The following is a 23,747-nucleotide window of genomic DNA, read 5'->3' as shown; positions in this document are numbered from 1 at the left end:
GTCCGCACCGATAGTCGCCCGAAAGGGCGGTGTTGATCTGTAGCGCGCGCGAGAACCTAAAGGCCGAGCCAAGCCGAGGCAGAAGGAGCACTTCATGGCGGCGACTTACGGCGCCCCAGGCGTCTACATCGAGGAGCGACCCAGCGGTTCGATGCCGCTGCAAGGTGTGGGCACGGCCGTCGCGGCGTTCGTGGGTTTCACCGCGACCTACAACGCCGACGCGGGCGACCCGACCGACCCGGACGGCGTCAAGCCGCAGCTGGTCACCAGCTGGCCGCAGTACGAACGCATCTACGGCGGCTTCGCGCCGGGCATCCTGTTGCCGCACTCGGTCAAGGGTTTCTTCGAGAACGGCGGCGGCATCGCCTACATCGTGCGGATTCCGAGCGGCAACGGGCAGGGCAAGGCGCAGCGCGCGCTGCCCGCGTCCGGCCGCCAGGAGATCGAGACGCTCAATGTCGAGGCCATCGACCCGTCCGCCACGTATGACGTCGTCGTGGAACCTGTTCCGGCCGCCGAGGGGGAGGCCAGCCAGGAGTTCACGCTCAAGGTCATGGACAACGGCCAGGTCCGCGAGGAGTTCCCGAACGTCCACCTCGGACGCGGCCCGAAGAGCGTCGAGAAGACGATCAACGAGCGCTCCAAGCTGATCCGCGTCGAGGTCAAGAGCGCCCAGGGCCTGTCGGTCGCCGAGCGTGCGCCCGCGCCGGGCCGGTACGCCATCCAGGCCACCGCACCGGCGACGAACTCCGTCTCCGCGACCGAGTTCGAGGGCTCCGAGGTCACCCGTACCGGCTACGAGGGACTCGCCATCGCCGAGGACGTCACCATGGTGGCGATCCCGGACCTGATCACCGTGGCCACCCGCGAGGACGGCACCTTCGACACCGAGAGATACCTTGCCGCGCAGGGCAAACTGGTCGACTGGTGCGAGCGCAGCCACACCAAGATGGCGATCCTCGACTCCCCGCCCGGGCTCAACGCCCAGCAGGCGCTGGAGTGGCGTGCCGCGCTCGGCAAGGACAGTGCCTTCGGTGCCGCGTACTACCCGCATCTCGTCGTGCAGAACCCGTTGGCGCGTCCCGGTGCGACCAATGGCGAGAAGTTCCTGACTGTGCCGCCGTCCGGCCACGTCGCCGGTGTGTGGGCGCGGACCGACGCAGGCCGCGGCGTGTGGAAGGCGCCCGCGAACGAGGTCGTCCGCGGCATCGCGCGGCTCGAGTCCGACGTGACCACCGGCGAGCAGGACCTGCTCAATCCGCAGCAGGTCAACTGCATCCGGTCCTTCGGTGCCAACGGCATCCGTGTCTGGGGCGCCCGCACGCTCGCGGCGACCGACCAGAGCTGGCGCTACATCAACGTCCGGCGGCTGTTCAACTTCATCGAGGAGACCATCCGCCAGGGCACCCAGTGGGTCGTGTTCGAGCCGAACGACGCCGACCTGTGGGCCAGGGTGAAGCGCACCATCAACGCGTTCCTGCGCAACCTGTGGATGCAGGGCGCTCTTGTCGGCAGCACGCCTGAGCAGGCCTTCTACGTCCTGTGCGACGAGAGCAACAACCCGGCGTCCTCTGTGGACGAAGGAAAGCTGATCGTCGACGTCGGGCTCGCGCCGGTCAAGCCGGCCGAGTTCGTGATCTTCCGCCTCAGCCAGTGGCAGGGCGGCGCGGAGACTTCGGACTGAGCAGGGCGACGAGGGAATAGGGAGCAGACGCTATGTCAGACGTGACAGCCACGAACATCTTCGTGATCGAGGCGGACGGCATCGAACTCGGCACGTTCATGAAGTGCAGCGGCGTCGTCAACGAGTCCGAGGTCATCGAGCACAAGGAGCTCAACAAGGAGGGCCGGATGATGATCATCAAGACCATCGGTGCCCTCAAGTGGTCGGACATCACCCTCGAACGCCGGGTCGACAACGACACCGGCCTCTGGGAGTGGCGCAAGGAGATCATCAACGGCGACATCACCAAGGCTCGCCGCAACGGCTCCATCGTGGCCAAGAACTCCAAGATGGAGGAGGTCGCGCGGTGGAACTTCACCAACGCGTGGATCTCCAAGTGGGAGGGCTCGGAGCTGTCCGCCGACGCCAACTCGGTGAGCACCGAGAAGGTCACCATCACGCACGAAGGTCTTGAGCGGGTATGAGTTTGAACACCGAGTACCCCTTCACGTTGCCCAAGGGCTACGTGGACGACGAGGGCGTCATCCATCGCGAAGGCGTGATGCGCCTGGCGACGGCCCGCGACGAGATCGAGCCTCTGCGTGACAACCGCGTCAAGGACAACGAGGCGTACGCGACGGTGATCGTGCTGGCCAGGGTGGTCACCGAGCTCGGCACGTCCGGCCGGGTGACCACCAGGACCATCGAGCGGTTGTTCGCCAGCGACTACCGCTACCTCCAGGACTTCTACCGCGTGATCAACTTCGGGGATCCGTCGATCCTGGAGAACATGGAGCCGGGCAGCCCTTTCCCCGAGGAGGCGGCGGCAGTGGGCTGACCCGTTACGCCGCCGCCACGTTGTGGCGGGAGATCACGTATCTGGCCTACCACTTGCACTGGGGGTTGGACCAGCTACTCGATCTGGAACACGGCGACCGCATCACGTTGCTGGAGGAAGTCAGCACCTTGAACGAACGTTTCTGGCAGGGGATCGGCGGCGATGGCGAGTAATCAGGCACGGACCATGGACCCGCCGTTCTCCGGCCAGTTCGTGTTCACGGTGGACGGTCTGACGATCGGCACGTTCCTCGAGGTTTCCGGGTTGTCGGTGCAGATCGACACCGAGGAAGTCGTCGAGGGCGGGCAGAACCAGTTCACGCACAAACTGCCCAAGCAGATGAAGTGGCCCAATCTCGTGCTCAAGCGCGGGATCACCGACACCGACACGCTGTTCGAGTGGTTCGCCAAGTGCTCGGGTGACGGCCTGGAGTCGGCGGGCAACAAGATCGAACGCAGGCACGGTTCGGTGCAGCTGAAGGACTCGACCGGCAAGGTGGTCCGCCGGTGGGACTTCACCGAGGCCTTCCCGGTCAAGTGGAGCGGCCCCAAGCTGGCCGCCACGTCGAAGGATCTGGCCACCGAGGAGCTGGAGGTGTGCCACTGTGGCTTCAAACCGGCGAAGTAGCATCGGCGGCCGCCTGCGTGGCCTGATCCCGTTCCGCCGCAGGCAGGCGGCGGCCCCGCAGGCTCCTGACGTGGTGCCGGTCAAGTCGCTGGCCGTGCGTCCGCCGTGGTGGCGGATGGCCGTCCAGCGGCTGGTCGGCGGTTTGCTGCCGGGATTCCGTTCCGGCAGCTTCCCGGCCCGTGAGGCGCCCGCCGAGCCGGCGTACCCGCCTGAGCGTCCTTTGTTGACACGGCGGGTTCCGTTGACGGGCAACGCCAAGGGCAAGGTGATCGGCGGGTCGACCGAACACCTGGTGATGGCTCCGTCCCCGGGTGTGGCCGGGAGCCTGGCCGCCGTGGTCCAGCGGGAAGCGGCGTCCATTGTGGTCCCGCCCGCGCGGCCCCTGGTCCGTCCGGCCACCGTGGCCGGTTCCGGTGGCGGTGTCCGCAAAGCCGCTGGCGCACCGGTTTCCGGTCCGGTGGCGAACTCGCCCGGCGCGATCACGGCCGCGGCCCACACGCTGGCGGCCCAGAAGATATCGGTCCAGAAGTTGTCGGCCCAGAAGCTGCCGGCGCAGACGGCGGCGGGTCCGGCATCGGCGGCCGGATCGCCTGCGAGTCCTTTGTCGTCGGGCCTCTGGTCGGCAGGCACAGTGGCGCCCGGTCCGATGTCTCCGGTCTCACCTTCCCCGATCTCACTGCCCGTTGGCTCGCTGTCGGTCGGGCCGCTGTCCGCGGCGCAGAGCCTCGCGGTCGCCGCTCAGTCGACTCCGGCCATCCCTGGCCAGTCCGCTGCTCAACCGGCCAAGGTGCCGTCACCAACCGCACAGCCGTCAGTGATGCAGCCGCTGTTCGCGGCTCGTTCCGTGGCAGGCCGCGCCGCGTCGCCTCAGCCCGGGCCGATGTCATTGCCTGGCAGGCCATTGGCGACCGCTCAGGCATCCGATGCCCTTGGCCAGCCGCCTTTCGCCCACGCGCCGATGTCCATGCCGACGGCCGCACCGCGATCCCTGGCCGCCGCCGAAGTCGCCGAGCGGCCCGCTTCACCGGAACAGCGCTGGCGTGCCGCCATCGCGTCCGTCCCGCTCGAATCGCCGAAGCCGTTCCCGACCAGCATGCGGCCCCTCGTGGCGCAGTTGACGGGCAGCGCGGACGGCGCCTCCTACACGACTGGCCCCGCGACGCGGCGAGCCCTCGCTGAAGTGGGCGCGCTGGGCGCGACCACCGGCAAAGTCGTGCACCTGGCCCAGCAGCCAAGCCAGGACCCGGCTTCGCTCGGCGTGCTGGCCCACGAACTCACCCACGCCCGTTCGCCGGTCACCCGCCCGCGATTCATGCTGCACAGCCACACCGGCTCGATGGATTCCGACGAGCGCCAGGCCAGAACCGTCGGCTCACAGTTCGAATCCGTCGCGCCCATGCGCGTGCAGCGGTTGTTCGGCGGCGGGCTGCCCAGCGTGGGCGGCTTGACCAACCAGGCGACCGGGATGGCCGGTGGCCTGGCGAACAGCGCCACGTCGGCCATCGGCTCCGGCGCGAGCGAGCTGAGCAGCGCGGCCGGCGGCATGAGCGAACGTTTCTCCAGTGCGGCATCGGGTTTCGCCAACCGGATGGGCGAGGAGGCCGGGTCGGTCTCGGCCGGTCTGATCGACAGCCTGCCGGTCGGCGGCGGGGCGAACGGCGTTGTCGGCGCGGTCTCGCAGATCGCCAGAACCGTCGTGGACAACGCGGTCCGTGAGGCGACTCAGGGCGCGATCAGCGAAGCGAACCAGGCCGTCAGCCAGATGAGCCAGGCCGCGCAGGGCATGGTCAGCCAGGCACAGGGAATGGCGACCGACGGCGTGAACGGCCTTGCCGGTCAGGCGAACCAGTGGGTCAACGGTGCGATGACGCAGGCGACAGGTGCCGTGCAGGATCTCGGCAACCAGGCGATGGGCGCGGTCGGCGACGCCCAGAACGCCGTCGGCGGCCTGGCAGGCCAGGCCATGGGCGCGGCCGGCCAGGTGCTCGGCCCCGGAGCCCGGCAGGCACTGTCCGGTGTGGACCTCGACCGGATCGCCGAGGCGTTGGAAGAACGACTGCTCCGCCAGCTCGAACGCCGCGGCGGGCGCTACGCGGGGGTGTTCTAGATGGCGGTGAAGGCGTACCTGCTGACCGAGGGCAAGGACCAGATCGACTGCATGTTCAACCCGGCCGAGCTGACCATCAGCAAGTCCAACAGCTGGCAGGGCGGCGAGGCGAAGGGCAAGAACGCGCCCGAGCTGCGGTTCCAGTCCGGTCAGTCGGCCACCATGTCGATGTCGCTGACGTTCGACACGACCCGCAGCGGCGATCCGGTCACCACCCACACCGACAAGCTGCTCAAGCTGATGAAGGTCGATCCGGCGCTGGCCGGTGCGGACTCGAGCCGCAACAAGGCCCGTCCGCCGTGGGTGGAGTTCCACTGGGGCGAGACGAAGTCGTTCAAGTGCATCGTCGAACGCGTCCAGATCCGGTTCACGTACTTCGCCAGCTCGGGCAAACCGTTGCGGTGCAAGGCGGACCTCACGCTCAAGCAGTGGAAGGACGAGGACCAGCTGCCGTTGCAGAACCCGACGTCCTCGACGCCGACCCTGCACACGGTGCACCAGTTGCGGCCAGGGGAGACCCTCGACCGGGTGGCGGCCGCGCACTACGGCGACTCGACCCGCTGGCGGCAGATCGCCGAGGCCAACGGCATCCTGGACCCGTTGGCGTTGCCCAAGGGCAAGCAGCTGGCGATCCCGGAGCAGGGCACCCGCCGCCGGGACGGCCGGTATGCCTGAGCAGCGGCGTCTTGACAGCGTCATCCTGACCGTGGACGGCTCGCCGCTGCGGACCGAGCTGTACGCCAGGCTGATGCTCGTGCACGTCGAGGAGTCCGTGCAGCTGCCGGACTCCTTCTCGCTGCACTTCGACGACCCGCACTTCGAGCTGTTCGACGAGGACAAGTTCAGGCCGGGCACGAAGATCCAGATCGCGTTCCGCGCCGAGGGCGAGCCCGTGGTCGTGACGTCCGGCGAGGTCACCGCGGTGTCGGTGGAGCCGGGTGTGACCGGACGGCACGAGCTGGTCGTGACCGGTCTGGACCTCACGCACCGGATGGCCCGCGGTGGCAAGTCCCGTGCCTTCACCAACATGACCGACGCGGACATCGCCCGCCGGATCTCCGGGGAGTACGGCCTCGACCCGAACATCGACGGCACCTCCGAGGTCCGGGCGCACATGTTGCAGCACAACGAGACCGACTACGCGTTCCTGCGGCGGATCGCGGCGTCGATCGGCTTCGACTTCTGGATCACGGAGAACAAGTTCCACTTCAAGCGCAAGCCGAGCGGCCGTGGCCAGGCGCCGAAGCTCACGTGGGGCGAGAACCTGCGCAGCTTCAAGGTCCGGTTCGCCTCGGTCGACGCGTGTGACGAAGTCGTGGTCACCGCGTGGGACCCGGTCGACAAGAAGACGATCACCGGCCGGGCCAACACGCCCGACCCGGGCACGGACGCGCCGGCCGCGGCTCAGATGGCCTCGGCGGCCAAGCGTGCGTTCGGTCAGGTGACACGGCGGGCCGGTCAGTTCCCGGCGGCCAGTCAGTCCGAAGCGGACGCTCGCGCGCAGTCGTTGATGGCCAAGGCTTCCGGGGGCGGCGTTGTCATGCGTGGTGAGGCCGTGGGCAATCCGTGGATCGGCGCCGGCAACGACGTGACGCTGGACAAGGTCGGCGCACGGCTCGGCGGTAAGTACCGGGTGACCATGGTCGAGCACATCTACGGCGCCGACCGGCCGTACGTCACGCGATTCACCTGTGGCGCCAAGGAAGCGGAAAGCCTGGTCGACATCATCGGTGGCGGCGGCACGGCGAACCGGCAGGAACACCGGGGCTGGGGAAGCCTGGTCGTCGGCGTGGTGACGAACAACGACGACAAGGAAAGCCAGGCCCGGGTCAAGATCAAGTTCCCGACGCTGTCGGACGACGAGAGCCACTGGGCCAGGGTGGCGACGATCGGCGCGGGCGCGTCGCGTGGCATCGAATGGCTGCCCGAGGTCGGTGACGAGGTGCTCGTCGGGTTCGAGAACGACGACAAGTCGCGGCCGATCGTGCTCGGCGGGTTGTGGGGGCGCAAGGACAAGCCGCCGGAGCCCAACCCGACGCAGGACGGCAAGGTCAAGGACCGGGTGATGGCCAGCCGCAAGAACCACCGGATCGTGCTGACCGACGACCCGAAAAGCAGGATCACGGTCAAGCTCGGCGACGCGGAGTGCGAGCTGACCCTGGAGAAGGACGAGTCCACACTGGCCGGTGAGACCAAGCTGGTGATCAGTGCCAAGGACATCGAAGTCAAGGCGGCCAACTCGTTGAAGCTGGACGCGGCCAAGATCGACATCACGGCCCAGGGCGCGATCACCGCGACCGGCAGGCCGATCAAGCTGAACTAGGGGTGGGGGTAAGGCGATGAGCGAGCCGGGCAACGGCGACCTGATCGGTTCCGGCTGGGCGTTCCCCGGTCAGATCACGCCCGGCGGCAGTGTTCGTCTGGTCGAGGGCGGCGAGGAGATCGACGCCGCGCTGCGGATGATCCTGACCACCGCGCCCGGGGAACGCGTGATGCGCCCCGACTTCGGCTGCGCGATGTGGGAACAGGTCTTCGCGCCGGTCAACGCGAACACGATCGGCCTGATCGAACAGAGCGTGCGGGAGGCGGTGACGCGGTGGGAACCGCGGATCGAGCTCGAAACGGTGCGCGCGCAACCGGAAGGCGACGGCTCGATGATCTCCATCGACATCGCCTACCGGGTGAAGGCGACCAACGACCACCGCAACCTGGTCTACCCGTTCTACGTGATACCTCAGGAGGAACCGGCGCCGTGAGCGAGCTTGCGAGCGAACCATTCACCACAGCGCCCAGGCTGATGCGGCGGGACGCGAGTCACCACGGAGAGCGCTCATGAGCCTTCCCGCGCCGAATCTCGACGACCGCCGGTTCCAGGACATCGTCGACGAGGCCAAACGGCGGATCGCCCGGCACTGTCCGGAATGGACCGACCACAACGTGTCGGACCCCGGCGTCGCGCTGATCGAGTTGTTCGCCTGGATGACCGAGATGATCCTGTACCGGCTCAACCAGGTGCCCGACCGGCTGTACGTGAAGTTCCTCGAGCTGGTCGGGATCGAGCTGGCCTCGGCGTCGCCCGCCCGCACCGACATCCTGTTCACGCTGGCCGCGCCGCCCGAGCAGTCGATCCGTGTGCCCGGCGGCACCCAGGTCGGCACCGAGCGCGGGCACGGCGAGGACCAGATCGTCTTCATGACCGACACGGACCTGATGCTGGTCAGGCCGAAGCTGACCGCGCTGCTGACCAGGACCGACGGCCGGTTCGAGAACAAGACCGAGGAACTCGGCCTGGAGGGCACGCAGATCCCGGTGTTCCCGTCGTTGCACGTGGACGACGCGATGTACCTGGGCTTCGAGGAAAGCCTCGAAGGCAACCTGATCCGGGTCGACATCGAGGTGAGCGGCGCGGCCGGCCGCGGTATCGACCCGCGCAACCCGCCGCGCGTGTGGCAGAGCTGGAACGGCCGGGACTGGTCGAACGCCAAGGTGCTGACCGACACCAGCGACGGCTTCAACACCTCCGGCGAAGTCACGATGTTGCTCAAAGGAAGGCACGAGAACCTGGCGATCGGGCCGGTGCGGGCACATTGGGTGCGTGCCAAGCTGATCGACCCGGCGGTGGAGGGCCAGACCTACGACACGCCGCCGTTGCTGGACTCGGTGAACGTGGTCGGTCTCGGCGGTGCCGTTCCCGCGCATCACGCCGAGCCCGCTCCCCGGGAGCTGATCGGCACCAGCACCGGCGAACCCGGCCAGGTGCACGTGGTGCGCCGCGCGCCGGTGCTGCCTCGTCGTCCTCGCGAGCGTGTCGAGATCGTTCCTCCGCGGCGCGAGCCCGGCGTCGATCCGGATCCCGTGCAGTGGACCGAGGTGGCGGACTTCACCGACGCGACCGAGCACGACCGTGTGTACACATGGAACGGTGCGACCGGCGAGATCCGGTTCGGGCCACGGGTGATCGGCCGCGACGGCCGGATCCGGCAGTACGGCGCCATTCCCGAGGAAGACTCGCAGATCTGGGTGACCGGTTACCGCTACGGCGGCGGCAGGCGCGGCAACGTCGGTGCGGGCAAGCTGACCGTGCCGCTGAGCGCCATCCAGTCGGTCGACTCGGTCCGCAACCTCGAACCGGCGACCGGTGGTGTCGACGCGGAAACCGTGGAGAACGCGAAGGTTCGCGGGCCGTTGTACCTGCGTGGCGGGCACCGTGCGGTGACCGGCAAGGACTTCGAACGGCTCACGTTGGCCGCGGCTCCCGGCGCTGCCCGTGCGCGGTGCCTGCCTCCGCTGAAGGCGGGCGACCCCGTGCGGCTGCTGGTGGTGCCGCGGGTCGACGTGGCACCGGAGACGATGAAGCTGCAGGACCTGGCCCTCAAACCGGACCTGGTCGACCAGATCAAGGGCTACCTCGACGGCCGCAGGCTGTTGACGACCCAGGTTCGTATCGATACGCCGTCGTACCAGGGGATCACGGTCGTCGCCGAGGTGCACGCGGCGCCGACCGTGCGGCCGGAGAAGGTGCGGGAGGACGCCGAGCGGGCGTTGTACGAGTTCGTCAACCCGGTCACGGGAGGCTCGGACGGCCGCGGCTGGCCGTTCGACACCGATCTGTCCATTGGGGACATCTTCTCGGTGTTGCGCGGTGTCGCCGGGGTTTCGCGGGCGGAGACCGTGCACATGTTCCTGGCGGACCTGCGTGGCAGGCAGCAGCCGGAGGAAGTCGGCCAGCGGGTCCGGCTGGCCAAGGAGGAGCTGTTCATGTCGGTGTCGCATCGGGTGGTGGTCCGGCAATGAACCACGGGTGGTTGGTCGACCAGCTTCCGGCGGCGATGCGCCGCGACCGGGTGATCGCCGGTTTCGTGCGGGCGTTCGAGGAGATCGGCGACTCGGTCCGTGAGCAGGTCTCGGACATCGAGTACGAGCTCGACGTGAACCTGGCCTCGCCGGAGATGCTGGCGTACATGGCCTCCTGGATCGGCGTGGATGTCGACGCCGCCATGCTCGGCTCGGAGGACGCCCGGCTGCGCGACGCGCAACGACGTCTGATCCGCGCGGTGGGCGAGGCGCTCGTGTGGCGCGGCACCAGCCGGGGCCTGGAACTGTTGCTCGAGGCACTGACCGACAGCCGGGTCGACGTGATCGACTCGGGCGGCGTGTTCGGGCCTCGGGACGACGTGCCGCAGCCCTCGCATGTGGTCACCGTGGAGCTGGACCACACCGGCCTGCTGACGAAGAAGCAGGTGATGACGTTCCTGGCCGAGGAACTGCCGATCGGCGTCCGGGTGGACCTGATCGTCCGGTCGGAGAAGCAGGAGCAATGATGAACTGCCCCGAGTGCGGCCATCCCGTCCCGCCACAGGGCGCGAAACTCTGTGCGCACTGCGGCTACCCCCTGCTGCTGGACAAACCGGCACAGGTGGAACCCCAGCCGCAGAAGGTCACCCACAAACCGGTGGAAGACGGCATCGTGAGCTACACCGGCCAGATGCCCCACGCCCCGCCGCCACCACGACGCACCTACGCGCCTCCCCGCCAACCACCACCCCAGCCAGTCATGCGGCCCGAACGTCCGCGGGCACTGGGACCGCACTGCCCGCAGTGCCGTCACGTGAATCCTCCGCACCGCAAGCGATGTGAGGTGTGCGGGTGTGAGCTGTGGCCTGGTGCCGCTTTCCCGCCGCGATGGATGCCCGAGCCGCCTCCGGTCGCCCCGGGCCCGAAACGCAAGAGCCAGTGGTGGAAGACGGCACTGCTGATCGGCCTGCCCCTGGTGGCCATGGGCACGGTCTGGGCGTTGGCCTACTTCCTCTGACTCCACCACCGCTGGTCGCCCCTCGTGAGTGGTTATCGGCGTTAGAACGCCGATAACCACTCACGACCCCACCTCGGCGTTGGTCCTCTACTGTGGCACGCGGGTGAAGCCGACGCCCTTGAGCAGGATGTTGGTGCGGCCGCCGATGTCCGGCTGGACGTCCGGGCTCAGGCCGAAGACGACGTCCTTGATCGGCTGCTTTCCCTGCGGCACCTGGAAGGCGATCGGGACGCGTTCGCCGATCTTGGTCGCGGTTCCCTGCACGGCCTGCTGGGTGCCGTCGAGGAACGTCATCGTCGCGGTGTACCGGGTGCCTGGCAGGCCGGTGAAGTAGACGTTCACCGCCGTGATCGGGCGGTCGAACTGCATCCGGACCGGAACGATGTTGCACTCCCGGATCTCCGTCGGGATGCCCGACGTCAGATAGACACCCGCGCCCGCCAGGGGGTTGGTCGAGTTCGGGTTCGCCCGGTTGATCCGCAGCGCCATCTGGGTCGCGTTCTTGCACTGGATCGGCCCGCGGTCGGGCAGGGCGATGACTGTCAGGCCCTTGTCGGCGTAGTGGTTGGCGGCGATCGGCCCGTCCCTGGACACGGACTGGCCGCTCAGGTCCTGTTCGAAGTCGATGTTGTCGGTGACTGCCACCGGTTGCGGCGCACCGGACGGCTGGGCCGGCGGCTGCGAGGGTGCCGGGGAGTTCGGCGGCGGGGGAGCGGCCGCCGAGCTCGCGTTCGGCGGAGCTGGTGCCTGCGAAGGCTGCTGGGCGGGCGGCAGCTGGGGGTTGGGCTGAGGCTGGGGTTGTTGTGCCTGCGGCGGCTGCATGGGTGCTGTGGCAGCGGCATTCTGTGTCTTGATGTCACGCAACAACAGCGCGCCGCCCACGGTCGCGCCACCGAGCACGGCCAACCCCGCGGCGAGGGCGGCGAACTTCATCCAGCCGCCGCGGATCTTCGGCCGTTGCACGAACGAGACCGGCTTCTCCACCACGGTGTCGCCCGCGTTCGCGCGCAGCGTCGCCGAGCGGCGCTTCTCCTGACCGGTCAGCGGTTGGTCCGAGTTCACCGTCACCTGCGCGCCCGCGACCATCCCCGGTTCGAGCCGGAGCTCACGGGGCGCGAACTTGAAGCCGACCCGGTTCTCCGGGTCGCTGCCTGACAGCGTCACAGCCATCGGCATGTTGCCTTCGTTGGCCAGATTGACCACGTAGTTGCCGATCTTGCCGCCGTTCGCCACCTCGGGCTGCACGTTCATCGTCAGCGCGGGAGCCGGCCGTACGTCGAGCGGGAGCTCCTCGCAGCGCGAGACTTCCTGGCTGTACGGCGATTTGACCACGAGGCCCAGGATGTACGGACCCGCCACCAGCCCGCCGCGTTCCGGCACGGTGATCTGCATCCGCAGCGTGCCGACCTCCTTCGGGCGCAGTTTCACCACGTCCGGCTCACAGCGGAACAGGTCGTTGCTCGGCAGCCCGACGATGTGGCCCGCGAAGTGCTCGACCACCTGGCTGGCGTTCTGGACCGTCACCTCGACGTCGGCCGACTCGCCCGGGCCCAGCGAGATCCGCTCCGGGCTGACGGTCACTTTCATCGCGATGGCCATCGGCGATCATCCTTCGATTCGTGGTGCGACCCAGGAAGCCCAGTCCTGGTCCGATTTCGGCCCGGCGTTGAACCGCAGCCGGATCTGGTTGGCACCCGCGTGCGGGGTGAGGTCGACGTTGATCTGCCGCAGCGCCTTGTCCGACGCGGAGTCGGGCACGGTCGCGACCGTCACCGGGGAACCGTTCTTGACCACGCTCACGACGAACGTGCCGCCACCGGCCGACGGCGGGCTGGCGACCGCCATGAAACCGACCGTGGCCTTGAACCGGTCACCGGCCACCACCGCACGCGGCAAGGTGTACGTGCCTTCGATGAAGCCGTTGCCGACCCACTGCGGATGCGTCTCCAGGAACGAGGGCGCAGATCCGTCTTCCAGCAGCAAACCGCTGCGTGGTTTGACGAAACCTTTTTCGTCGACATCGCTTCCGTTGTACGGCAACGTTCCCGCGCCGCTTCGCCACGAAGCGCCGGAAGCACGGCCGAGCAGGTCGACAGCCGCCGGTCTGCCGCTCGACACCTGGAGGCTCACCATGGTCTTCGGCGCCACGACCTTCCCACCGGCGGGGTTCTGCGAGATCACGAGTCCCGCCGCGACCGAGTGGCTGGCGACCTTCGTGACAGTGGTGCGCAGGTTCGCCTTGGTCAGTTCAGTGGTCGCCGCGGCCTCGGTCTTGCCGATCACCGAAGGCACTGTGGTGTCCGGCTCCTCGGTGACCTCCAGCGAGCGTGACGTCGTCGCGGTCTGTCCATCCGGCATCGTCACCTGCACGCTGACCTGGTACATCCCGGTCTTCGTCCACGCGTGGCCGACCATGGCGCCGCTGCCGCTCTGCGAGTCCCCGAAGGACCAGTGCGCCTGCGTGGGCGCGGTGCCCTTGCTGTCGTCGACCTTCAGCGTGATGCGTTCGTTCACCACCGGGCTCGACTTCGACGGCGTGATCTTGATGACCGGCTTCTCCGGCGTGGGAGGAGGTTGCTGCGACGACGGCGGAGGTGCGGGCGCCGGTGGTGGCGGAGGAGGGGGCGGTGGTGGTGGCGGAGGTGCGGGTTGCTGATACGGCGGATTCGGCTGGTTGGGCGGAAGCGGCGGTTGGCTGCCCTGTGTCGGCGGGTTCTGCGCCGGGGGAACGGGCGCCTGCGTCGGATCGTGCTGCCCGGGTTGCCGCCCGGGTTGCTGCGGAGCGTCCGGCTGTGGGGGAACGCCCCTGATCGGGGTGTTGAGGCCCTTGTCCGGGTCCTTGGCGTCGTACTTCGCGACGTTCAGCACGGTCCCGTCCAGTGTGATCACACCGGCCTGGTCGGATTCCGGGTCGTTGAAGAAGACCACGCCGTCCCGGGACACCAGTTGGAACTGCCGTGCGGGCTTGAGCACCTGCGGTTGCGCGAGCACGGTTCGCTTGTCCAGGTTCACGATCCGGACCTGGCCGGTGGTGTAGTCCGGCACGAACAAGTGGTTGTGCGCCTCGACCGCCGCACCGAGTTCGCCTCCGGTCAACGGCACCGGGCCGGCGCAGGTGTCGTCGTCGAGCCCGCAGATCGTCAGCACGCCGCGCGGCGCGACAAGGTAGAGCCGGTCGCCGTACGGCGAGCCACTGACCTGGATTTCCTCGTTCTCCCGCAGGTCGAGGTCGATGGTGTTCTCGACCGACCTCGTCACGGGATTGAGCACGTTGGCCCTGCGGGCGGCGACGTCCACGACCACGGGCCTGCCGTTGACGATGGTCAACATGCTGCGCCCCGGCCCAGTCACCTTCTCGACCACGTCCGACTCGTCGTCGGCGACGACGCGCACGTCACCGGTGGCGTTGTCGGAGATCCACAGCCGTCCGTCGTTGTCGATGCCGGTGGTGCCCGGCGCGAGCTGCGGCGCCAGGCTCTTCGGCTCGCTCAACGCCCGTCCGGTGCGCGGGTCGGCGTTGGTGAACAGCCCGCGTTGCGTGTCCACGATGTACAGCTTGCCGGAGCCGGCGAACGCGGTGAGGCCGCCACGAGTGCCTGGTATGGGCGACTCCGGCGCGCTGACCTCGAACGTTGCCCCGTCGATCCGCCTGATGGTCCCCGATGTCTGATCCACCGCGTACGCGTTCGGCCCGGCCTGCACCACGTCGAGGACCGCGCCCGTCGCCGACACCTGGACCTGCGCGGAGACCTCGGTCGACGGCCCGTCCAGCAGGCTGAGCTGGCCGACCCGCCCGGACGCCAGCCAGGCCGCGCCGGACAGCAGTCTGACGTCCTGCGCCTGGTGCCCACCGTCCACACCGGCCAGAGCGACGCCGCCGACGGCCACCACGGCGCCTGCCGTGGCGATCCCGTTGCGCATCCACGACTTTCGCAGGGACAACCGTGTCATATCCCCACCTCCGTCATCCTCTGGTCAGCTTGTCCAGCGCGCGCCTGCGCCGTCGCTCGTCACGCCAGCGTGCGTACAGCGGCCTCGGGTCCAGCCATGCCCGGACAGTCGACAGTGGACTGTGCGCTTTGCGCAGCTCCCTGCGCAGTTGGGTTTCCAGATCCCACGCTTGCCGCACGACTTCGTCGTCCGGCTCGGCCGGTTCGAACATCGCCCTGGTGACGAGCGGGGCGAGGACCGCGAGTGATCCGGTGCCCTCTTCGCCGATCCGGTCCCGTGCCTGGTCACTGACCTCCTGCACGGTCGACGACGCCGTTACCGCGACGCCGTGCTCGATCAGCCGGTCCGCGGCTTGCTGCCATGCGCCGATGACCCGGGCCGCACGGCTGCCGGAACGCCGTTGCCTGCGCCTGCGGAACTTCTCGGTCGCCACGGCGACCGGCGTGAGCACGACGAGAACGCCGAGTCCGATGAGGACGTACAGGGCCCAGTCGAGCACGGTGAGCCCGCCTTCGCCGAGCCGGGGCAGATTCGGGTCCTCGGCGGGCTGGGAGGCGGACGCGTTCTCCTCCGGCCGGTTCTCGTCCGCGGGCGTCTCGGCGTCCCGGGGCTTCGGCGCGGTGGCCGGGCGCCGCTGCGGATCGGTCGGCTCGAACGCGACCCAGCCGTACCCCGCCAGGTTCACCTCGGGCCAGGCGTGCGCGTCGCCCGACTTGACCTGATAGGTGTCACCGTTGCGGCGGTCCTCGTCCAGCAGATAGCCGACGGCGACCCTGGTCGGGAAGCCCTGGGTGCGGGCCAGCACCGCGAACGCGGAGGCGAACTGCTCGGCGTACCCGACCTGCTCGGTGATGTTCGGTCCGAACAACCGGCTCAGCGCGTCGTAGGAGTGCCCGGGCCGAGTGTCCAGATTGTACGGGAAGGACTGCATGTACTTCTGGATCGCCATGAGTTTGGCGTACGGCTCGGCCACCCCCGCGGCCAGCTCGTTGCCCTTGGCCAGGATGACGTCCGGGATTCGCGGATCGTCCCGGGGCAGCTCGGTGTACCTGCCGGAGTCCGAGACGTGCGGAACGCTCTTCTGCACTCCCTCGCGCCTGCCGACCTCGGCGACGAGCCGGTAGTTCCAGCCGGTCGTCGCCTGGTCGGTGGCCAGCGTGCCGGAGTTCCTGCTGAACCCGACCCTGGGCGCGCCGGTGATCGACACCGGCGCGCCGACCTCGGGCAGATGCTGGCCCGGCAGGCCGGTGATCCGGACATCCAGGGTGACCCGGCGCGGCGCGACCAGCGACTCGTCCTCCGGCAACGTGCTGCCGGCGAGCAGGAACTGGTCCTGCGTGGTCCACATCGCGCCGTCGAACTTGTCCAGCGCCACCGTCCTGATCCGGTCGACGCCCTCGGTGTCGCCGGTCAGCCGCACCGTGAACACGTCCGCGTCCGGCTTGCGGAGCTGGGTTTTCACCCGTGCCAACGGGTTGATCACGTCTTCGACGTTCAGCGGCGGTTCGACCACCTCCCGCAGGTCGAACCGCCTGTCGCCGTCAGCGAGCGGAACGAACCGCATTCCGGCCAGTCCGGCGGCGACAGCGACGATGATGACAGGCACGCCGAAGAGGAAGCGGCCCCACGCGGCCCGGGCGTTGATGGTGCGGGCCATCGGGTCGGACGCGCCCGCACGGATCAACGTCAGCAGCAGCACCAGGACCAGAAGCACGCCGACGGGCACCAGGCCGCCGGCGGACCGGGGCGCGGTGATCGGCAGCGCGAACAGGAACACCAGCACCGGCGGCAGAATCGGGGCGAGCAGGTACTTGGTGCGCAGGATCAGGCCCGCCGAGACGACCGCGGCGGCGAAACACACCAGCGCGGGCGTGAGCTCCAGCTCGCCACTGGGATCGGCGGGCAGGTTCACCGACAGCATCTTCACCCAGCCGGAGATCAGGCTGGACCCCAGTGACTTCAGTGTCGTCCACGTGGGAATGCCCCGGCTGAGCGTGCCGCGGAACACCGCGAAGATCGCGACGAGCAGAAACCCGGGCACGCTGGCGCCGAGTGTCACGAGCAACGGCCATCGCCGGACAGCCGCGACCGTCCCGATCAGCATGCCGGCCGCGGTGGCGGCCAGGACCGAGATCAGAAAGCTCAGCCCACTGTAGTAGCGCAAGTACAACAGACTCGACACGGCGATCGCGGCCCCGGCGAGCACAAGCTGCGAATACGCCGGGAAGCCCATCTTCAGCCGTGGCTGCGCCTGGGGAATGTGCTGTCGCGCGCGCTTGGTCTTCTTCGGTGGTGGATCCGGGCTGAGCAAGGCCGACCGCGTGACGCTGACGGTGTGCGTGACATCGCCACCGGCGCTGGCGGGCCCGGCGGGCGGGGACTGCGGACGGATGGCTGTCACGTGCGCACCAGCTTGTTCCAGGCGTCGGCGAACTCGTCCGCTGTCCGGACGGTCAGCGACACGACACCGTTCAACGGTGCCGGCGGGGTGTTGAGCCGGCCGGAGAACTGGATCAGGCTGACCATGAGGAAGTGCCTGCGGATCGTCGGCAACACGGACAGCACCCGTGGATCTGGCGTTCCGGTCACGACACCCAAGGCCACACTGTCATCCGTCGACACCATGCTCGGCAAGGCCGTCAGGCCAGGGTCTTCGCGCGTCGCCTCGGCCGCCGCCAGCAGGTCCAACGCGGCCACGGCACCGTCATAAGCCCGATCGCTGGCAGCGACTCCACCGCTGGTCGTGCGCAGTTCCAGCGGAAAGCCGCCGCGAATCGCCGCCATCGCCAGCGAGGCGGCCGCGCTCACCGCGGACTCGAACGTCTCCTCGGAGTAGCCGAGGGAGTTGGCGTCCAGCACGACCATGAGCCGCGGCTGATTGGGAACGACGTTGTGCCGCACCATCATCTGGCCGGTGCGGGCGGTGGACTTCCAGTGGATGAGCCGCCAGTCGTCGCCGGGGACGTACTCACGCAGGCTGTGGAACGCCACCCCGCCCTGCGGCGAGTAGCTGGACGTCGGCCCGTCCATGTCCCTGGTCTGCCCGGTCGGCACAGGTTCGACGTCCCGCAGCCGCGGATGCACGTACAACGTCGAGAACGCGGAGAAAACCGTGCCGACGCGCATGAGCCGCAAGGGATCGGTGTGCCCGACGGACATCGGCCCGACCTGGAAGACACCGCGCCGGTTCGTCGGCAGGTAGTACGTCGTGGTGTGGTCACTGCCGCCGGCCAGGCTCGGGATGGGCACCTGGACCTGCCGGTTGGCCATCTGCTCGGTGGCCAGGATGGGCGGGCTGCGCCGTTTCGACTCGTTGGTCAGGGTGATCACCCCCATCGCCTTCTCGCCTTCGGCGACCCGCTGGGGGCGGACCTCACGGACGGCGGAGAGGTCCGGGCGCAGGGCCATCCACCCGCCCGCGACGGCCAGCGCGGCCAGCGCCGCGAAGCCGAGCGCGATCAGTTCGGGGTAGTCCGCGAGCCGGCCCAGCGCGAGCAGGACGACCGCCGAGACGGCCGTCGCCACACCGGACCTGGTCGGCATCTCACGCCCCGACGGGTGCCTGGGGCACCGGAACCGCCGCGAGGATGCGGTCCACGATCCCCTCCGGCTTGAACTCCTGCACCGCGGCCTCGGGAGTGAGCACCAGCCGGTGCGCCAGCACAGGCTTGGCCATCTGCTTGACGTCGTCGGCGGTGACGAACGCGCGCCCGTCCACCGCGGCCCGTGCCTGCGCGGCGTTGGCCAGCGCGTTGCTGGCACGCGGGCTGGCGCCGAGCTTGAGCTGCGGGATCGTCCTGGTGGCGTTGGTGATCGTGACGATGAAGGCCTGCAGCGCCGGGGCGACGTAGATCCCGCGCACGACCTCGATCATCTGCTGCAGGTCGTCGATCGTGCAGACCGGCTGCAACTGCTCGGGCAGCCTGCGGGCGATCGCGTCACCGACGATGCGCACCTCGTGCTCCGGCGTGGGGTAACCGATCCGCAGCAGCATCATGAACCGGTCCAGTTGGGCTTCCGGCAACGAGTACGTGCCCTGCTGGTCGACCGGGTTCTGGGTGGCGATCACGAAGTTGGGCCGCGGCAGCGGGTACGTCACACCGTCCACAGTGACCTGACGCTCGGCCATCGCCTCGAGCAGCGCCGACTGCGTCTTCGGCGAGGCGCGGTTGATCTCGTCACCGAGGACGATGTTGGCGAACACCGGCCCTTCCTTGAAGGAGAACTCGCCCTTGTGCGTGTCGTAGATCTGCACACCGACCACATCGGACGGCAACAGGTCGGGGGTGAACTGGATCCGGCGCATCGAGCCGCCGATCGAGTGCGCGATCGCCTTGGCCAGCGAGGTCTTGGCCACGCCGGGGACGTCCTCGATCAGGAGGTGCCCTTCGGCGAGCAGTCCGACAACGGCGTTCCAGATCACGTTGGTCTTGCCGTGGATGAAGTGCTCGACGTTGCGGACCAGGTCGTTGCAGCGCCGCTGCACCCAGCCGACGCGCTCGGCGAGCTGAGTGCCGTAGGTCATCGCCGCTCCCAGTCGAGTACGCAGTCCTGTGGCGGAAACACTATTGCGATTGGCCGGGCGCGGCCTGCCCGAAAGTGCAGCGATACGGGCGTCCCGCTGTGACGAGAAGTGTGCGGGCATGGGGATCGACGCCAAGCGTCACACTGTGACCACTATGTTTGGTGAGTGACCTATCCGCTGGGTGTCGACATCGGGACCACATACACCGCGGCGGCGTTGTGGCGTGACGGCCGGGTGCAGACCGTGCCGCTGGGCAATCGCGCCAACGCCGTGCCGTCTGTGCTGTTCCTGCGTGACGACGGCACCTTCCTGGTCGGCGAGGCCGCCGCCCGGCGGGGGATCACCGATCCGGACAAGATGGCCCGCGAGTTCAAACGGCGGATGGGTGACGACGTCCCGATCCTGGTCGGTGGCCGGGGGTACACCGCGCACCAGCTGACCGGCGAGGTGCTGAAGTGGTCGCTGGCCCGGGTGGCCGAACTACAGGGCGGGCAACCGAACCACGTGGTGCTGACCCATCCGGCGGCATGGGGTGACTACCGCAAGAACCTGCTCGTGCAGGCCGCGACACAGGCCGGGCTGCGGGAGATCGGGCTGTTGCCCGAACCGGTCGCGGCGGCCACCTGGTACGCCGCGCAGGAGCGCATCGAAGCGGGGTCGTTGATCGGGATCTACGACTTCGGCGGCGGCACGTTCGACGCCAGCGTGGTGCGCAAGACCGCGACCGGCGTGGAGATCTACGGCGAGGCCGGCGGTGACGACTCGATCGGCGGCATCGACTTCGACCACGCCTTGTTCCGGCACGTCGGCACCGCGGCGGGAGTGGACGTCACCCAGCTCGACTTCACCGATCCGGTGATGTCCAGCGCGATGGCGCAGCTGTTCAGCTCGGTCGTGGAGGCCAAGGAGGCACTGTCCGCCGACGTTGAGGTGGTCGTGCCGGTCGTGCTGCCCGGCGTGAGCCGTCAGGTGCTGATCACGCGCGCGGAGTTCGAGGACCTGATCAAGGAGCGTGTGCTCGGCACGGTCGGCGTGTTCGGCCAGGTGGTCCGGCGTGCCGGAGTGGATCCGGCGAAGCTGCACGGAGTGCTGCTGGTCGGCGGGTCGAGCCGGATTCCGTTGGTGCGTCAGCTCTTGTCCGCCGAACTGGGCATCCGGGTGGCGGTGGACGCGCACCCGAAGTACACCGTCAGCCTCGGGGCCGCGATCGCAGCGGCCCCGCGTTTTGTCGGCACCCGGTCGTCCGGTGGGTTCACGCCGCCCGCGCGTCCGCCGCACCCGCTGTACAACCCCACGGGCTCGCGGCCGATGGCTCCGCCGTCCGCCTACCAACCCGGTCAGCGGTCCCAGCCCGCGTTCCCCGGACCGGGGCAGCGCAGCATGGGATCGATCCCGCCGCAGCCGCCCGGACAGCCCGCGCCCGCCGTCGTCGAGAAGGTCGACCTGGCCCGCTCCGGCCTGACCGGCGTCACCGACATCCGTACCGTGCTCAAGTCGATGCAGCCGCTCGAACCGGTGACCATCACACCGCCGCCACGCAGCGGTGAGCAGATCGCCTCGGTGCGGACAGGCGACTCGGCGGGCAAGCGCCGCGGGCGCCTGATCGCGCTGGCGGTCGTGCTCGTCATCGTCGCCGTGGTCGCCGGGCTGATTTTCTACGTGACCAACCAGTCGTCGCAGAACACCGGGCAGCAACCGAACCAGCAGAACACGTCCGAGGCGGCCATCGGGACACCCGCGGTCGGCAGGATCACGCTGACCGGCCGGCCGTTGGTCATCGCACCGGACGGAACAGACGAGATGACCGCGGTGACCGGGCGTCCGAACGGTGACCTGGTCGCCGTGGGGTTCTCCCAGAACCGGCAGCCCCGGGCCTGGCTGAGCAAGGGCGGCAAGGACGATTTCGTCCAGGCCAAGGTGTCCGAGGACGGACAGGGACTGATGCTCGACGTCGTCCCGGCGGGGTCCGGTCTGGTCGCCGTCGGCTGGACGGGCACCGGCCAGAAGAAGCGACCGGCGGTGTGGACGTCAACCGACGGCCTGGACTGGTCTTTGCTGCCGCAGCAGGGGGATTTCACCGCGACGTCCACCGTCAAGGAGCTCAACGCGGTGATCCTGGGGCCGGAGAACAGGTTGCTGGCCTTCGGCCGGGACTTCCGCGACGACCGCAACGACGGCGACGCGGCGGTCTACACCTCGGTGGACGGGGCGACGTGGAATCACGTCAACACGACGGGGTTGTCCGGCACCGGCCCGCAGTACATCGAGAAGGTGACCAAGTCGGCGGGCGGCGGTTACGTGGCCGTGGGCTCGGTGTTGCAGGGCGCCAAGAACGGGCCGGCGATCTGGACGTCCAAGGACGGGGTCCGGTGGGAACTGTCGCCGTACATCCCGGAAGGCGCGCCGAACCTGAAGGGCGTCGCCCGGCTGTCCGACGGGACACTGCTGGTGTGCGGGTCGATCGGCTCGGGGCAGCCGCCGCCGCTGAGCTGCTGGACCCAGGCCGCGGACCAGAAGTGGGAACGGTGGAACATCGCCAGCGCTCCGGGTTCCCCGCGCGGCGTCTTCCTCAACGGGCTGTTCCCCCTGCCGGGCAAGCAGTTCGTTGTCGTCGGGCTCGGCCAGGCAGGCGAGCGGAACACCACCGACGCGGCCACCTGGACCGCCACCTTCTGATTCGTGAGTGGTTATCAGGGTTAGAACCCTGATCCACCGGTGAATGTGTTGGTGGTGGGTATGTCGTAGACGGGCAGGTGCCCTCTGAGCTGGGATGATTGTTCTTGTCTAGGGAACAAGCCATCACAGAAGAGGGCACCTGTTAAGTGAAAGCATCGCATACCCGTGGTGGGATTGACGCGAGGTTCGACCATCCGACGTTGGTGTCGCAGGCCGGGCTGGTGCCGGCGATGCGATTAGCGCAGGATGCGGGCCTGTCTGAGCTGGCCGATAGGCATGTCCGGCTGGGTGGCTCGATCGGCGCCAACGCCGGCGCGAAGATCGCGTCGATCGTGGCGGGCATGGTCTGTGGCGCGGACTCGATCGACGATCTGGACGTGATCCGCCATGGCGGGCTGCCGCTGCTGTTCGACGGTATCAGGGCACCGTCCACGCTGGGCAGCTTCCTGCGGTATTTCGGCATCGGTCACCTGACCCAGTTGCAGCACGTGGCTCACGGGGTGCTGGTCAGGCTGGCCGCCCAGACCCCGCTGCTGCCCGGCGTCGATCAGCTGGCCTTTGTGGACATGGATTCCAAAACCCAGCAGGTGCACAGCAAGAAACAAGGTGCCGCGTACGGGCACAAGAACCTGTTCGGCCTGGACTACCAACTCATCACGCTGGGCACCCCGCTGGCCGCTCCGGTGATCCTCGACAGCCGGCTACGCGGCGGCAACGCCCACTCCGCCCGCAACGCCGCCAGCCTGCTGCGCCGCTCGCTGACCACCGCCCGAGCCTGCGGCGCGACCGGCCCCATCCTGGTACGCATGGACTCGGCGTTCTTCAACGGCGAGGTCATCACCGAGGTGATCACGGCCGGCGCATGGTTTTCCATCACCGCACGCCACAGCGGCAACGTCACCGCCGCCATCCACGACATCCCCGAACCACACTGGCAACCGGTCACCTTCGCCACCCCCATCCGCGACCAGGACACCGGGCAGCTGATCACCCACGCCGAGATCGCCGAGACCAGCCTGACCGTTCTCACCAACATCACCCGGCACCCCACCGGACCAGCCACCCTCCGGCTGATCGTGCGCCGCGTGCCCATCACCACCCCGCACACCGACCAACAACCACTATTCCCCGCTTACCGCTACCACGCCATCCTCACCAACTCCCCACTCGAAAAGACCCAAGCCGAGGCCTGCCACCGCCAACGAGCCGGCAGCATCGAACACGTCCTGGGCCAACTCGCCACCAGCACCCTGACCCACTTCCCGTCACACGCCTTCATCGCCAACGCCGCCTGGCTGATCCTGGCCACCATCACCCACAACCTCCTGCGCGCCACCGGCTGCCTGGCCACCGGACGCTTCGCCCGCGCCCACACCACCACCCTGCGCCGCACCCTGATCACCGTGGCCGCCCAACTCACCCGCCAAGCACGCCGCACCACCCTGCGCCTGCCCACCCACTGGCCCCACCGCAACGCCTGGCTACTGCTGTTCGACCGGGCACACTCCCCACCCCCACTCCAGCATTGACCACCCACCAAGGCACCCC

General features: G+C 68.7%; 19 protein-coding genes. 14 read left to right on the top strand and 5 right to left on the bottom strand.

The annotated features are described in order from the left end of the window. The first annotated feature begins 94 nt into the window (after window positions 1-94). The 12 genes from GC106_RS06885 to GC106_RS06835 all read left to right on the top strand — a co-directional run bounded on the left by GC106_RS06885 (window position 95) and on the right by GC106_RS06835 (window position 11,047). On the top strand, window positions 95-1,684 hold the full coding sequence (locus GC106_RS06885; RefSeq protein ID WP_173125662.1) for a phage tail sheath family protein: 1,590 nt from the start codon (window positions 95-97) through the stop codon (window positions 1,682-1,684). A 32-nt stretch (window positions 1,685-1,716) separates the two neighbouring features. Next, window positions 1,717-2,148 (top strand): phage tail protein, encoded by a 432-nt coding sequence (locus GC106_RS06880; protein ID WP_033380928.1) that lies wholly within the window; start codon window positions 1,717-1,719, stop codon window positions 2,146-2,148. Continuing rightward, window positions 2,145-2,501, top strand: a complete 357-nt coding sequence (locus GC106_RS06875) for a hypothetical protein (RefSeq protein WP_173125660.1) — start codon at window positions 2,145-2,147, stop codon at window positions 2,499-2,501. The genes GC106_RS06880 and GC106_RS06875 overlap by 4 nt, the downstream gene beginning before the upstream one ends. 20 nt (window positions 2,502-2,521) lie before the next feature. Then, the gene (locus tag GC106_RS49220; protein WP_312872493.1) at window positions 2,522-2,674 is read left to right on the top strand and encodes a DUF6760 family protein; all 153 of its coding nucleotides are present in this window, start codon (window positions 2,522-2,524) and stop codon (window positions 2,672-2,674) included. Further along, window positions 2,664-3,128, top strand: coding sequence for a phage tail protein (locus tag GC106_RS06870; protein WP_173125658.1), 465 nt, complete (start codon window positions 2,664-2,666; stop codon window positions 3,126-3,128). Before GC106_RS49220 ends, GC106_RS06870 begins: the two co-directional genes overlap by 11 nt. Next, window positions 3,106-5,235, top strand: coding sequence for an eCIS core domain-containing protein (locus GC106_RS49215; protein ID WP_173125656.1), 2,130 nt, complete (start codon window positions 3,106-3,108; stop codon window positions 5,233-5,235). The genes GC106_RS06870 and GC106_RS49215 overlap by 23 nt, the downstream gene beginning before the upstream one ends. Next, complete coding sequence (locus GC106_RS06860) at window positions 5,236-5,910, top strand: CIS tube protein (protein ID WP_173125654.1); 675 nt, start codon at window positions 5,236-5,238, stop codon at window positions 5,908-5,910. Beyond that, window positions 5,903-7,558: a VgrG-related protein gene (locus tag GC106_RS06855; protein WP_173125652.1), complete on the top strand. Its 1,656-nt coding sequence runs from the start codon at window positions 5,903-5,905 to the stop codon at window positions 7,556-7,558. Before GC106_RS06860 ends, GC106_RS06855 begins: the two co-directional genes overlap by 8 nt. Before the next feature lie 16 nt (window positions 7,559-7,574). After that, complete coding sequence (locus tag GC106_RS06850) at window positions 7,575-7,991, top strand: gp25 family contractile injection system sheath assembly initiator (RefSeq protein ID WP_173125650.1); 417 nt, start codon at window positions 7,575-7,577, stop codon at window positions 7,989-7,991. 76 nt (window positions 7,992-8,067) lie between these two features. Next, window positions 8,068-10,029, top strand: a complete 1,962-nt coding sequence (locus tag GC106_RS06845; protein WP_173125648.1) for a putative baseplate assembly protein — start codon at window positions 8,068-8,070, stop codon at window positions 10,027-10,029. Then, window positions 10,026-10,556, top strand: a complete 531-nt coding sequence (locus GC106_RS06840; protein ID WP_173125646.1) for a hypothetical protein — start codon at window positions 10,026-10,028, stop codon at window positions 10,554-10,556. The genes GC106_RS06845 and GC106_RS06840 overlap by 4 nt, the downstream gene beginning before the upstream one ends. Further along, window positions 10,556-11,047 carry a zinc-ribbon domain-containing protein gene (locus GC106_RS06835; protein ID WP_173125643.1) on the top strand — a complete coding sequence of 164 codons (492 nt, stop codon included), beginning with the start codon at window positions 10,556-10,558 and terminating at the stop codon, window positions 11,045-11,047. Before GC106_RS06840 ends, GC106_RS06835 begins: the two co-directional genes overlap by 1 nt. A gap of 87 nt (window positions 11,048-11,134) precedes the next feature. On the opposite strand, the gene GC106_RS06830 is transcribed toward GC106_RS06835, so the two are convergent. Genes GC106_RS06830 through GC106_RS06810 form a run of 5 tightly spaced genes read right to left on the bottom strand, consistent with a single transcriptional unit; the run spans window position 11,135 to window position 19,523 of the window. After that, window positions 11,135-12,646, bottom strand: coding sequence for a COG1470 family protein (locus GC106_RS06830; RefSeq protein ID WP_173125641.1), 1,512 nt, complete (start codon window positions 12,644-12,646; stop codon window positions 11,135-11,137). Window positions 12,647-12,652: 6 nt separating this feature from the next. Continuing rightward, window positions 12,653-14,998, bottom strand: coding sequence for a PASTA domain-containing protein (locus tag GC106_RS06825; RefSeq protein WP_173125639.1), 2,346 nt, complete (start codon window positions 14,996-14,998; stop codon window positions 12,653-12,655). Window positions 14,999-15,011: 13 nt separating this feature from the next. Continuing rightward, complete coding sequence (locus GC106_RS06820; RefSeq protein WP_173125637.1) at window positions 15,012-17,399, bottom strand: transglutaminase TgpA family protein; 2,388 nt, start codon at window positions 17,397-17,399, stop codon at window positions 15,012-15,014. After that, window positions 17,396-18,541, bottom strand: coding sequence for a DUF58 domain-containing protein (locus GC106_RS06815; protein WP_173125635.1), 1,146 nt, complete (start codon window positions 18,539-18,541; stop codon window positions 17,396-17,398). Before GC106_RS06815 ends, GC106_RS06820 begins: the two co-directional genes overlap by 4 nt. A 1-nt stretch (window position 18,542) precedes the next feature. Beyond that, window positions 18,543-19,523, bottom strand: a complete 981-nt coding sequence (locus tag GC106_RS06810; RefSeq protein WP_173125633.1) for an AAA family ATPase — start codon at window positions 19,521-19,523, stop codon at window positions 18,543-18,545. 165 nt (window positions 19,524-19,688) lie between these two features. Here GC106_RS06810 and GC106_RS06805 point away from each other — a divergent pair, with 165 nt between their 5' ends. Both GC106_RS06805 and GC106_RS06800 read left to right on the top strand, forming a co-directional pair. Beyond that, window positions 19,689-22,199 (top strand): Hsp70 family protein, encoded by a 2,511-nt coding sequence (locus GC106_RS06805; protein WP_173125631.1) that lies wholly within the window; start codon window positions 19,689-19,691, stop codon window positions 22,197-22,199. Between the two features lie 146 nt (window positions 22,200-22,345). Next, window positions 22,346-23,728: an IS1380 family transposase gene (locus tag GC106_RS06800; protein WP_312872492.1), complete on the top strand. Its 1,383-nt coding sequence runs from the start codon at window positions 22,346-22,348 to the stop codon at window positions 23,726-23,728. Window positions 23,729-23,747 lie beyond the last annotated feature (19 nt).

The organism is Kibdelosporangium persicum (genome assembly GCF_013280595.1).
Lineage (GTDB): Bacteria > Actinomycetota > Actinomycetes > Mycobacteriales > Pseudonocardiaceae > Kibdelosporangium > Kibdelosporangium persicum.
The sequence above is the reverse complement of the archived record's forward strand: the minus strand, read 5'-3'. Positions and strand labels throughout refer to the sequence as shown.

Bases quoted from the DNA above. Each gene is read 5' to 3' on its own strand.
- GC106_RS06860 (WP_173125654.1), top strand. From the start codon at position 5,236: ATGGCGGTGAAGGCGTACCTGCTGACCGAGGGCAAGGACCAGATCGAC.
- GC106_RS06870 (WP_173125658.1), top strand. From the start codon at position 2,664: ATGGCGAGTAATCAGGCACGGACCATGGACCCGCCGTTCTCCGGCCAG.
- GC106_RS06875 (WP_173125660.1), top strand. From the start codon at position 2,145: ATGAGTTTGAACACCGAGTACCCCTTCACGTTGCCCAAGGGCTACGTG.
- GC106_RS06855 (WP_173125652.1), top strand. From the start codon at position 5,903: ATGCCTGAGCAGCGGCGTCTTGACAGCGTCATCCTGACCGTGGACGGC.
- GC106_RS06880 (WP_033380928.1), top strand. From the start codon at position 1,717: ATGTCAGACGTGACAGCCACGAACATCTTCGTGATCGAGGCGGACGGC.
- GC106_RS06825 (WP_173125639.1), bottom strand. From the start codon at position 14,998: ATGACACGGTTGTCCCTGCGAAAGTCGTGGATGCGCAACGGGATCGCC.
- GC106_RS06840 (WP_173125646.1), top strand. From the start codon at position 10,026: ATGAACCACGGGTGGTTGGTCGACCAGCTTCCGGCGGCGATGCGCCGC.
- GC106_RS06815 (WP_173125635.1), bottom strand. From the start codon at position 18,541: ATGCCGACCAGGTCCGGTGTGGCGACGGCCGTCTCGGCGGTCGTCCTG.
- GC106_RS06810 (WP_173125633.1), bottom strand. From the start codon at position 19,523: ATGACCTACGGCACTCAGCTCGCCGAGCGCGTCGGCTGGGTGCAGCGG.
- GC106_RS06830 (WP_173125641.1), bottom strand. From the start codon at position 12,646: ATGGCCATCGCGATGAAAGTGACCGTCAGCCCGGAGCGGATCTCGCTG.
- GC106_RS06885 (WP_173125662.1), top strand. From the start codon at position 95: ATGGCGGCGACTTACGGCGCCCCAGGCGTCTACATCGAGGAGCGACCC.
- GC106_RS06850 (WP_173125650.1), top strand. From the start codon at position 7,575: ATGAGCGAGCCGGGCAACGGCGACCTGATCGGTTCCGGCTGGGCGTTC.
- GC106_RS06845 (WP_173125648.1), top strand. From the start codon at position 8,068: ATGAGCCTTCCCGCGCCGAATCTCGACGACCGCCGGTTCCAGGACATC.
- GC106_RS06835 (WP_173125643.1), top strand. From the start codon at position 10,556: ATGAACTGCCCCGAGTGCGGCCATCCCGTCCCGCCACAGGGCGCGAAA.